The following is a 12,203-nucleotide window of genomic DNA, read 5'->3' as shown; positions in this document are numbered from 1 at the left end:
GCCGTATTGTCCAATCATTCTATGGACAATGTCAGCCAACTACACCATACACCCTCATGTATATAAATTAAACTACCCAAAACTAACCAAAACTCGTCAGATAAGAAAGCGGCGATTAATTCCCGCTTTCTTTAGACATCGTCCGAAATAAAGACCACGCCATTCCGCCGAGTAGGAGTAAACCTGCTGCCAGCGCTGCCCATAACCAGATTTTGTTGGACGCACTTTTGTTCTCTTTTGTCGCTGATGGCTGCGGATTTGCTGCTGCGGATTCGACCGGTGTTGTAGCAGCTGAGATATTCACGCTTGCCGCATCCATTTTAAATACCTGATCTTTACGGTAAGCAGGTAGTAATGTCGCTAGCGGCAGCGCGCTGCTGTCTTTTTGATCCACGCCCCATTGCAGGCTAAACGGTGGATTTCCTCGCGCTAAAAAGGCCAGATTACGTGGAATACTGGCAATTTCTATTGTCGGCGGCGTCGCCCCAAGCAAACTAATCGCACCTGCTGTTTGTAAGCGCAAACGGGTATAAATATCACCGTTCATGGGCAGATTTTCTGACTCGACCTCATACTCACCTTGCTTTAAGCGATACAAGACACTCTGAGTTAATCCAATGAAATTATCTACCGGCGCGGCATCTGCCTGGCGCTTATGGCGCAAAGCATGCAAGACGTATAAAACGTACAGCGGCGAGTGATATAGGCGATGCTCTCCATAGCTTGTACCATCCGGATTACCCGATGTATTCGCTGGTAACTCACCCAAAATCTGCACATCTGCCAGTGTATTAATCTCTGCAAGCCGAATCCGCAGGCTATCGATCGGCGTATTCTTGGGTAACAGGTAATCGCAATAATGAATCTCGCACCTTATCGCCGAAATACGGCTAGACCATTGCAAGGGCGACAGCGTTTCTAGCTGCTTCACACTATCCAGCGTGAACGAGAGTATCGCCGCGCTGCGGGCTGAATCAAGCCAACGCAAACGTAAAAACCGGGCATGGACGCCATATAAATCCAGGGTTAGTCGTTCTATCGTCGCGCCCTGTTGTTTGAGTATCGCCAGTTGCTGCTCACCACCTATGCTGCGCCATTGATGCAAATCATCGCTCGCTTCCAGCGTCAAGGGAAACAAACCTTCCGCATTGTCTGCCAAGCTCACACGCGCTTGCAAAAATTGTCCTTGAACCTGGCTGGCGTCGATAATCCAATCGCCGGCCGATGCTGGCGTTTGCGCAGCAAGCTTGCCCGTACTGATGGAAATCAAAGAGCCATCCGGTTTCTGTGTAAAGCTGAGTTGCACATCATTACGCGAAGCAGATTGATCAGCGACGGCCGTTTTCAAAGGAAACACAGGGAGTTTGTTTGATATGAATTCGGGCGCAGTTGCATCTTGCTGCGCTTGCTGAAGCCATGCATACGGCACTGCGGCGCCGCTGGCATTGAGGATGCGAACATCGCGCAAATCGGCGTGAGCGGCAGAAGGATAAATCGTCGTTGGCAAACTCAATTGATAAAACGGTCCGTCACCACTGAGGGTGATGGTAGCTTGCTGAACGGGCTTTGACTTAGTCACATCGGCAGCAGCGATATTGGCGGTCTGTGTAGCAAAAGAAACCGCCATGCACCCAAGCAAGCTGAAGAGATTGCGCGACGTCATACGGTAGCTCCAGATTCGGGCTTTGAAACGGGCTCTGCATCCGGCTTCAGATCAGATTTCTCCGCATGCGACGACTCTTTTTTTACTGGAACAGGCGCAAAGTATCCGACGACCAACAACAGCACGCCCACTCCGATAAACGAGACGATGCGATACAAACCTCCGCGATCGGCTAATTCAACAATAAACAATTTCAGCACCACAACCACCAGCAAGCCTGCACCCGCCATCCACACAGAGCGTGAACCACGGCGGTTGCCAAACAACATCGCTGCGACACCGGCAATTGCCCAGGTAATTGACACCGCAGCTTGCGCCAGCCATGAGGCAAATAAGCTGTCAAACTGCCACTCCACACTCGCCCAATGATGGACGGTGCGCAGTACCATGCCGGTAATCAATGCCAGTGCTAACGCAGCAACCAGTTTGCTGATGGTAGATTTTAATTGTTCATCATAGGCTTTGACTGGCAACGCTCTCCACCAGGTAACAAGTGCCGCTAAGACCAGCCATTGTCCCAACTCCAGAGGATTGATCAGGGGAATGTAAGGCAGAGGTGCAGCACTGCCAGCGCTAAGAACATTACTGATACAGCACCATAAAAACAGATAGGCGGCAACCGGTGTGCCCGCGATCTCCACATAGGCCTGACGGAATTCGGTCAGCGGCCAGCGAAGCAATACAAACTGTGATCGCACCAGCCACAAACTGATTGCAGGTACCAAAATCCAGCCCAGCATAGGCCATGCCGACCAAGGCTGAGAAATACTACTCATCTGCCATTGCACTTCACGTGCTCCCAGCAAAACAAAGAACCAGAAACCGCATACATGAAACAGTTTGCGGAAAAAATGTTCACTCCAGCGCGCTTGCACGAATAACAAACGTAGATGCCACGCCAAGGCAATTGGCCACAGCAACCAGCCCAAGGCTTGCGAGGGTATAAATACGCCGGTGCCGTAAGCAGCTCTAAATAACTCGATCAAGCCAATCAGCATCAAAGCAGGTAAGGTGAAAAAGGTCGCCTGTCCCATTTGTGACCAGTTGCGCCAACGCGCCAGTACAGACATGACGATAGACAGCATCAGCACAATCGCAATTCTGCTGGTGGGGATAAAACTAAACAAATCGGGATTTAAAAGACGATACGCTGCCTCATCAAACAGAGCGCGCAACAACCATAACAAGCCCCAGACCACTGGCGCCCAAAGTAAAACATCCAAAGAGAGCCATGACTTAGCCGACATGCTGGCATCGTTATCAATTGATTGTTTAGCCGCCATTTGTAAACGATCACCGCTAAACCATGCCGCCAGACCAAATACCAGAGGCGTCCAGAAATTGAATGAATTGTTCATCAAAGATCCGGAGTCGGCCAAAGCGTCCAACTGGGCTAACGCTGGCGCATCGGTTTGGTACAGTAAAAATAAAGGCACGGAGAACACTTGCAATAACAGGGAAAATGCGGCCAATGCACTATGTGACATTCTCAATGCTACCCACAAAGCAAGACAAGCTGTGATCGGCCATATCAACGCGGCTTGCTGAAAATTAATCGCAAACAACATCGCCAGATGCAGCAAACCCACACCTGCAACCACCGCGACTGAATTGGCCAAGGACCAGTTTGGCGCCTGATTATTTTGTTTGGCTTCACGCAAGATTGCGGCCATGCGCCATCCTGCTGTGAATAAAATACATGCGGCGATCACCAGCGCAGTGAGTAAGCCTTGCGTACCGCTTTCTAAGGCACCGTTTGCTGGAACAAGGCTACTGGCAGAGCGATGCAAACCTGCGATAAAACTGACCACAGCGACTACTTGCAAAGTGCCTACGATAGGCAGCAAAGGCTTTAAGCGCCAGCGGTTAGCAACTCCAAATGTCACGACCGACAATACCGCCGTGGCTGCGGCGGCGACAGAAGGAACAAACCATTGCCACGGCAACACAGTCAATGCTGCCATACCCAGCCAAGGTAGCAGAGAACCTGGAATTGCTTCCCAATGGTCTGTCGTGTTTAACGCTGCACGACGATGTTGCAACCACATTGCGAATGCGCTGGCTGCTAGCAAGATCGGGCCAATGCTGGAACCATGCAAGAAGTGACCAACAGCGGTCGCATCTATCGTGATGGTGTTGAGTAATTTATAGGATGCCCCCAGCAATACCAGATACGAAAACCCGCGTGCATACGGGCGACGTTGCCTCACACCCAGCCAGTGCATACCAGCGCCCTCCACCGCCCAAGCCGCGCCAGTCCAGACACCTTCCAATCCCAGCGGAATGGCGAGCGTACCAAAGATAACACCAACAATCGCATATGCCTCAGCCAATAACGCCAGCCCAGTTTTCTCTTTAGAAAAAACTATACGTGCCAGCAATAAATAAAACCCGCTGAGCGCCAATGCCGAAAAGGCGGCTCCGAATTCCCAAGGCTTCATCAGAAGATATTGCAAGCTAAACGCAGTAAGCGGTGTGCCAAACACAAGGGCACTGTCGACTCGGCCAACTTGCACCAAGGCTGCGCCAGCTTGTTTAGCCAAACTGTCAGCCTCAGCTAACTTCGAGCCCAACTTCGCGTCTATCAGAGTGCGGCGCGCAAATAGCAATCCGACCGCCGTAAACAATAAAAAGAATACGATCAAAAATGCCTGCACTGTCGGGTATTGCGCATCGCTGTAATACTGATTGGCCCAGCCCGAGGCGAGGGTGAATGTGCCGACAAAACCGATCACATTCAACACACGCCAGGCATTAAACCAAGCAATCAATACAATCCCAACATCCAGAATCGTCAGGTAAGTGAACAGACCGACCATATGATTACCACCGGTCGACGTCAAGACCGGCGTCGCAAAACCCTCCAGCGCGGCGATGATCGCAAGTGCTGGCGCCTTCTGCAAAATCGCCAGTGCAGCGCCCAGCAAAGACACCGCTAACATAAATCCAAACCCTGCTTCGGCCGGAATTAATCCATGAAATTTAATCGCTGCTAGCGTCGTCAGATAAAACACGCCAACGCCCATGCCCTGCAAAATCAAGCCGTAATCTCGGCGCTTATGTCGCAAGAACCATCCCAGTCCCAATAAGAACATGCCAACCAATGCGACACCGGCGTAGCGCAACTCAATCGGCACCGTAACGCGCTCGGCGGTGTAACGTAATAAGAAGGCTAGCCCAAGGAATAAAATCAGTACGCCAGTTTTCACCAGCGCGTTGCCGCCATAGATCAAGTTACGGACAGGTTCCGGCAAACGATCGCGGAACGGAATCTGCGGCACCGGTGGTCGTCGTGGTGCGATCGTCGGGCGTGCTGTCGCCGCTGGTGTAGTTGCCGATGTCGATGCAGTTACTGAAATTTGCGCGTTGTTTGTATTGGCTTTGATCACGGCGGCTTGTGTTGGCTTCGCTGCTAGCTCCGTTACTGCCGGGTCTGCTGGAGCGGCAACGGATTCTGGCTTCAGAATTGCCGCCATCTCATTGATCGCCTCGGCCAGCGAACTTGTCTGAATTGTTTTAGATATAGGAGCAGAAGGAACCATAGGCACGGCAGCCACAGGACCAATCACAGGCTCTGCAATCACATCAAGCGCTGGCACCTGATCGGTTTCAACTTCGCTGATATGGGATTGTTTGCTGACGGCGCTTGATGCAGCCAGTTGCCGCTCTACCGTCTGCAAACGCCGCTCCAACGCGGCGACCTGTCCCCTGAGTTCGACCAGTTCTGCATTCTGGCTTTTGCCGTCATCAGATTTTTTATTCCGACTGTTCTGACTGAGCACTTGCTTTAAAACATGCGCCGCAAAACCACCAACGATGACATATAACACCGCAGCGTTGGTTGATGAGGTCGCTATACCAAGGATCAAACCAATAATGGCGCCCAATATCCACATACTGCATCCTTTAGATCAATACCCCCGAAACGAGGGAAATAGTCGGGCGATAGTAAACCAGGAATGATGTTATTTCTACAAAATTAAAACAATCGCAAGAAATGGCTCTTCTTTTGCCAGATATTTAAAACGCGTGAGACTACTCAAAGTTATTAAAATTGGGGGAGTATTGCCATCTATAGCCTTGATGTCCATACTTTGTATGGACACTTATAAGAAAAGTTATCATACCCACCCAAGTATAATAATTAAATCAATGTCACAAACAAGACGCACAGCGCGATGCCAACGCAGATCAGATACAGCCCCATTAACATCAGCGCCCGCAGTATCTGCGCCAGCCAGCGACCGTGATAGACCTGCCGTAATGCAATCACAAAATAAACCGGGAACCCAATCGTCAGCAATTCAGACGGCACAAACGGAATCATCAATAGCAAGAACAATAAAAATGTAAATGCGTGCAAATGAAACGCCAATACCAGGTGAACGCCATACACCAGACGCCGGCGGAAATACACCAGCCACAACAAGAACGCAAAAACAGGCATTAGCACGAACACGGCATACGGGGCTTTATGCAAGGCTTCTTTGCCTAATTCTTTTCTGGTTTCTTCGGGATGATGTTCATAGTCCTTAAAGCGTTTTGCCGCACGCTTTATCCATGCAATGGCAATAGGACTGCCTTCTAACTGTGATTTGACTTTGGGTGGTGTTGAGGCATGGGTGTTTTCCACTGTCTCGGATGCCGCAGATTCCTCAGGCGTCTCCTGCAATACGCCATTCTCTCCAACAGATTGCCCAGCCTTACCGCTGTCAGTATCCTTTTTTACATTTGCTTTTGAGGATTCCAGAATATTGCCAATGCTGGCAGCTGTAGCGGCGACATCTTCGTCTGGGTCATCCATCAACTCCTTCATGACCTTCTCTTTGTTAGCCGTCTGTGCTGTCTCAATATCGCCACCACTGACAGGCAGATGTCCGAACAGCCCAAACAGCACAAAAAATATAAAGCTCATCGTCAGATATAGCTGCAAGGGCTTGATATAACGTTGTCGTCTTCCTGCCACGTATTCCGCCGTCAGCCTGCCGGGATGCGCGATCAACATCCATAAGGTGCGGGTTAAGGTGCCTTCCAGCGCGATGTAGTGATGCAGATATTCGTGAATAAATTCCCACAGAGTCGGGGTTTCTATATGCGTTTTTTGACCGCATGCGGGACAAAAATTCTTCGGTGCTGGGTGATCACAATTGGCACAGTAGCCAGTGGAATGATGGTGACTGGAAGTCATGCTGGGGGATGGTCAATAAGTTAAAAAGCAAATGAGATAGCGTCGAAATTGGCGGCTAGATAAAGCGACAAACGTAGAAATAAGTTGCAGTGAAACATGATCAGATTGCAAATGCAAGCTTGGCAAGCTCATGCTGATTTTGGGTCAGGATGATTGCCGCTCAATTCAATCTCCCTTACACTGCGGGTATGCCCCGTGACACACCTCCCTCGCTGACCAGACACTCATCCAACCCGAATACCATCCATCTGGCAGGATCATGGCGGGCGCACACACTAAGCAACCAAGCGCTGATGCAAACCTTGACCAGGCAATTACAAGCGCTGCGCACACCATTGGAGTTGCCGAATAATTTGCGCTGGGATTTGCGCGACATTACCGCACTTGACCATATTGGCGCACAAATTTTGTGGCAAATCTGGGGTAAAAAACGCCCTGCTGATTTGCAATTGCAGACATATCACGAAGGCTTATTTGTCAGACTGGAAGAAGTCAGCCAGTTACCAGTGCCGCACTTGCCAAAAGAACGGTGGGAGCGGGTCAGCCAATTGGGTACATTTGTACTGAGTTTTGTCGAGCATGGAAAAGGTCTGACCATTTTATTGGGGCAGCTCATCCTGGATTTATTCCGCCTGATCCGTCATCCCCTGCAAGGTCCCTGGAAAGAAATTTCTGCCAACCTGTACCGTACTGGTTTTCAGGCATTGGGGATTACGGCGCTAGTTGGTTTTTTGATCGGTATTGTGCTGTCTTATTTGTCGGCGCAACAGTTGCGCGCTTTTGGCGGCGAGTTATATATCGTAAATATTTTGGGGATGAGCATCGTCCGCGAACTAGGACCTTTGCTGGCAGCGATCTTGGTTGCAGGTCGATCAGGGTCAGCGATCACTGCGCAGCTCGGTGTGATGCGGGTGACGGAAGAACTAGACGCCATGCGGGTGATGGGCATACCACACGGTTACAGGTTAATCATGCCGCGGGTGATTGCATTGGCGATTGCGATGCCTTTGCTGGTGATCTGGACCGATGTGATGGCATTAGCCGGTGGCATGCTGGCAGCGCAATCCCGGCTGGGGATGTCACCAACATTTTTTCTGTATAAATTGCCAGAGGCTGTTGCCTTAATTAATTACTGGATTGGTATGCTCAAAGGTGTCACCTTTGGCATATTGATTGCGCTGGTCGCCTGCCATTTTGGCCTGCGCATTAAGCCCAATACCGAAAGTCTGGGTCAAGGCACAACCAGCTCGGTTGTGATCTCGATTACGATTGTGATTATTGCTGACGCGATATTTGCGATCCTGTTTAGTAAGTCAGGATATTACTGATGGCTACTACCTCGATTGCTTCGATTGCCTCGGTTGCCTCGGTTACACCCACTGCCTCCAATTCCATCATCGATGTCCAGCATCTGCGTACCCAGTTTGGTCACGCGGTTGTGCATGACAATTTAAATTTACAAGTGCAGCAAGGCGAAATTTTATCGATCGTTGGCGGTTCGGGCTCGGGCAAAACGGTCTTAATGCGCCAGATGCTGGGCTTGGAGACACCGGCGCAAGGCAATATTCGCGTGTTTGATGAAGACATCCATGCGCCCAGCACCAACAATCTGGATTTTTTACGACGCCGCTCTGGCATGCTGTTTCAGCATGGTGCTTTGTATTCTGCACTCAGCGTGTTTGATAACGTCGCCCAACCGATGCGGGAACTCCGTACCTTATCGGAGAGTCTGATTGCCGACATGGTGTATCTCAAACTACACATGGCGGGGATTGGGTTTGAACATGCGAAAAAAATGCCCGCCGATTTGTCCGGCGGCATGATCAAACGGATTGCGCTGGCACGTGCCTTGGCACTTGATCCCGAATTATTATTTTTGGACGAGCCAACGGCCGGGCTGGACCCTGATCGTTCTGACAGTTTCGTCAAGCTGATCCAATCCCTGCGTCAGCAATTACATTTGACAGTCGTTATGGTGACGCATGATCTGGATACCTTATTCGCCTTGTCCAGCCGGATCGCCGTGTTAGCAGAGAAAAAAGTCGTTACCATCGGCACACCGCAAGAAGTGGTGGCGTTTCAGCACCCGTTTATTCAGACCTTCTTTCTGGGTGGACGTGGTTGCAGAGCGATGGAAGTATTCACGTCACCTGATGTCAAAGATAGCAGTGATCATAGTCATAGTAAGAGCAACAGCGGTAGCGTGGACGATGCGCACGGCAAAGGAGTTAATACCTGATGGAAAACAGATCTCACGCACTGATGGCAGGTTTTTTTACGATTGCCTTATTGGTTCTGGCTGCGGTCTTTGCGCTCTGGCTGGGCAAAGATAAAATCAAGCGCACACCGTATGAAATTGCGACCAAATTGTCGGTCGCCGGATTGAACATGCAAGCCGCGGTGCGCTACAAAGGCATACGAGTGGGGAATGTCAGCAATATCAGCTTTGATCCCACCACACCTGGTCAGATTTTATTGCATATTGAAGTGATGTCAGACACACCGGTGACCAAATCCACCTATGCCACACTGGCTTACCAAGGCGTGACCGGTATTGCGTTTGTGCAGTTGGATGAAGACAATATTCATGCAGATCATGCACCACTAATGGCTTCGACTCAAAACGATGTGATTCCACGGATTCCGCTACGTCCGGGCATGATGCAAAATCTGGAGCAACGTGGCGTCGCCATCCTGAACCAGACCGAAGAACTGACTAAGCGCCTGAACCTGTTGCTCGATCCAAATAATCGCCAATCCATCGCCACCGCAGTAGAAAACATCGGCAAAGCCGCCGCCGCTTGGCAAACCGTGCCGGAAAAACTTGGCCCGGCGCTGGACAAATTGCCCGCACTTGCCGAGCAAACCCAGAGCACTCTGATTGCGATCAAAACCTTGTCGGGCGATGCCAGCAAACTCAGCAATAATATCAACCAGTTCACGGTCAGCATGCAGGCACCAGACGGCCCTTTAGCCAGGCTCAACCAGTCAGTAGAACAAATCAGCGCCGGCATCAGTCAAGAAACCCTGCCCAAAATCAATGCCATCACCAACGATGCCCGCAGCAGTTTGCGCGCGATCAACCGTACCACCGATGCACTCAATGAGCGCCCGCAAAGTCTGTTATTTGGCAATGCAGCGCCAGCACCAGGGCCTGGTGAACCGGGCTTTGTCGCACCGAAGTAATCGCGTATAAAAAATAAGGATTGTTCATGAATCACAAGCAGATTTATCCATCACTTTCTGGTGTCATACGGACGTATAGCTTGATGTTAATTGCACTGGCAATAGTTTTAACAGGCTGCTCAAGCGCTCCGGCACAGAAGCAAAGTTATGACTTTGGGCCTTTATCTGCGTCGGCGTCTGCATCGACTGCGATTACTCCCACATTGGCTATCAGTCTGGCAGATATCAATGCCCCCGCCTCGCTAGACAGCACAGCGATGCTATACCGGCTGCAATACGATAATGCGCAGCAAGCGCGCCCGTACGCGCAACATCGCTGGAGCATGCCTCCAGCGCAATTGCTGACACAGCGATTAAAAACCAGAATCGCCGCGGCTGGCGGTACCGTGATCGCCAGCCGGGATGCAGTAAGCAGTTTGCCAGTCTTGCAAATGGATCTAGATGAGTTTTCACAATTGTTTTCCTCCGCTAGCAGTAGCATTGCGCAAATCCAAATCCTCGCTACCGTCTTCAAAGGACGTAATCTACTGGCGCAGCGAAGTTTTCAGCAGCAGGTCGTAACGCCAACTGCGGATGCGCCGGGCGGTGCAAAAGTCATGGTCACTGCCAGCGATGCCTTGATCAGCGACGTGATTACATGGATGCAGACATTAAGGTTGAACTAGAGAGAATTTGTTTTGTTCACATTGCTAGAAATGGAAATAAAATCGAAGTCGCTTTTGCTCCATCTCCCGCAAGCGGGAGATGGGAATAAAGTCAGGAACAAAACGTAAAATAATATAGTGCTCTTAATATACTGGTAGTAGGTATATATTGAGTGTCCATACGATACCTGGACAATCCGGTATATTTATAAAAAATAATGGGGAGTATATTGATTCAACCCTCATTCTCGATCATCGCAATGCAGAATACGTCGTCAAAAAATATCGAGCCGCAGATTGAAACGCCACTTGAAATCCAGCGCCAGGCCTCGCCATTTGCGCGGGTCGCTTTGCTTGCGTATGCCTTCCTGATTGTTTATGCCAGTCTGTACCCTTTCTCCGGCTGGCAAAACGATAATCTGGCAGCACTGACCGATGTGATAAAACAGTGGCCACGCTATTGGACTGGCTTTGATGCGGTTACCAACGTGATCGGCTACATGCCACTAGGTATGCTGATTGTATTTGCGCTATATCCGGTGTGCAGGCGGCGCTGGTCCGTGTTGATTGCCTCGTTTTCTGGCGCGGTACTCTCGGCTAGCATGGAAACGACGCAGTATTTTTTGCCCAGCCGCGTGACCTCCTTACTGGATTTTTTGACTAACTCTGGCGGCGCTATTCTGGGGTCCATACTCGGTGCGCTGCTGATCCCCTTGCTGCTAGAAAAAGGACGTTTGCGATTACTCCGCAAGCAATGGCTGTATGGGGAAGCCAGCCGGGAAGTCCTAGTGCTCGGCTTGTGGCCAATGGCACAAATTTACCCGCAAGCCTACTTGTTTGGTCTGGGTCAAATCCTGCCGATTTTATCGTTTTGGCTGAGTGATTTTTTAGATATGCCAATTGACTTGGGCGGCATGCTACTCAACGGGATAGAACTCAGTCCAGAGAAATTCCTGCTGGCAGAAACCATTATCACGGCCTGCGGTTGTACCAGTGCGGTACTGATTTGCCTGTTTATTCTGAATCGCCATGCGCCCAAGGTCCGCTTATCAGGCTTACTTTTACTAGCGGCTATTGGCATCAAATCACTAGCAAGCGCCCTACTGTTTAAACCGGAATATGCTTTCGCCTGGCTTACTCCCGGCGCACAAGGCGGCCTATTGATCGCGCTGATTATGTTGTACGGATTTTCGTTCGCACCGCACCAGGTGCAGCGACGGCTAGCGATTTTGATGCTGGTGATTAGCTTAACGGTAATTAACCTGATCCCCAGCAATCCTTACTTTACGGTCACGCTGCAAACCTGGGTGCAAGGCAAGTTTCTTAACTTTAACGGCGCTGCGCAATTTTTATGTCTGCTCTGGCCATTCATCAGCTTGTGGATATTGCTGAGCAGAAAAACATCCATCAAGAGTAAATAACTATCATCAATAAAAAACGTAACGAAGTGTTCCGATCTGCTTACGTTGAGCTTGATCCTAGTTTGAGCGTGTATCATAGTCGCCTATGCATTCGTCTACAT

At 50.2% G+C, this 12,203-nt stretch carries 8 protein-coding genes; 5 read left to right on the top strand and 3 right to left on the bottom strand.

The features are described 5' to 3' along the window. Positions 1 to 115: 115 nt before the first annotated feature. From AAKU61_RS04610 to AAKU61_RS04600, 3 genes are all read right to left on the bottom strand, one after another. Entirely contained in the window at positions 116 to 1,663 is a 1,548-nt protein-coding gene (locus AAKU61_RS04610; RefSeq protein ID WP_354330046.1) for a DUF3999 domain-containing protein, read from the bottom strand. Further along, on the bottom strand, positions 1,660 to 5,559 hold the full coding sequence (locus AAKU61_RS04605; RefSeq protein ID WP_354330045.1) for a DUF2339 domain-containing protein: 3,900 nt from the start codon (positions 5,557 to 5,559) through the stop codon (positions 1,660 to 1,662). Before AAKU61_RS04605 ends, AAKU61_RS04610 begins: the two co-directional genes overlap by 4 nt. A 248-nt stretch (positions 5,560 to 5,807) precedes the next feature. Continuing rightward, positions 5,808 to 6,851 carry a DUF3667 domain-containing protein gene (locus tag AAKU61_RS04600; protein ID WP_354330043.1) on the bottom strand — a complete coding sequence of 348 codons (1,044 nt, stop codon included), beginning with the start codon at positions 6,849 to 6,851 and terminating at the stop codon, positions 5,808 to 5,810. Between the two features lie 188 nt (positions 6,852 to 7,039). On the opposite strand from AAKU61_RS04600, the gene AAKU61_RS04595 reads away from it, so the two are divergent. The 5 genes from AAKU61_RS04595 to AAKU61_RS04575 all read left to right on the top strand — a co-directional run bounded on the left by AAKU61_RS04595 (position 7,040) and on the right by AAKU61_RS04575 (position 12,102). Next, positions 7,040 to 8,179, top strand: coding sequence for an MlaE family ABC transporter permease (locus tag AAKU61_RS04595; protein WP_354330041.1), 1,140 nt, complete (start codon positions 7,040 to 7,042; stop codon positions 8,177 to 8,179). Continuing rightward, positions 8,179 to 9,090 carry an ABC transporter ATP-binding protein gene (locus tag AAKU61_RS04590; protein ID WP_354330039.1) on the top strand — a complete coding sequence of 304 codons (912 nt, stop codon included), beginning with the start codon at positions 8,179 to 8,181 and terminating at the stop codon, positions 9,088 to 9,090. The genes AAKU61_RS04595 and AAKU61_RS04590 overlap by 1 nt, the downstream gene beginning before the upstream one ends. Then, positions 9,090 to 10,037 carry an MlaD family protein gene (locus AAKU61_RS04585; protein WP_354330038.1) on the top strand — a complete coding sequence of 316 codons (948 nt, stop codon included), beginning with the start codon at positions 9,090 to 9,092 and terminating at the stop codon, positions 10,035 to 10,037. The genes AAKU61_RS04590 and AAKU61_RS04585 overlap by 1 nt, the downstream gene beginning before the upstream one ends. Before the next feature lie 26 nt (positions 10,038 to 10,063). Further along, entirely contained in the window at positions 10,064 to 10,702 is a 639-nt protein-coding gene (locus AAKU61_RS04580) for an ABC-type transport auxiliary lipoprotein family protein (protein ID WP_354330036.1), read from the top strand. A 239-nt stretch (positions 10,703 to 10,941) separates the two neighbouring features. Beyond that, on the top strand, positions 10,942 to 12,102 hold the full coding sequence (locus AAKU61_RS04575; protein ID WP_354330034.1) for a VanZ family protein: 1,161 nt from the start codon (positions 10,942 to 10,944) through the stop codon (positions 12,100 to 12,102). Positions 12,103 to 12,203 lie beyond the last annotated feature (101 nt).

It is taken from the genome of Undibacterium sp. GrIS 1.2 (assembly GCF_040544435.1).
Taxonomy (GTDB): Bacteria; Pseudomonadota; Gammaproteobacteria; order Burkholderiales; family Burkholderiaceae_D; genus Undibacterium.
This window is presented reverse-complemented; position numbering and strand designations above follow the sequence as displayed.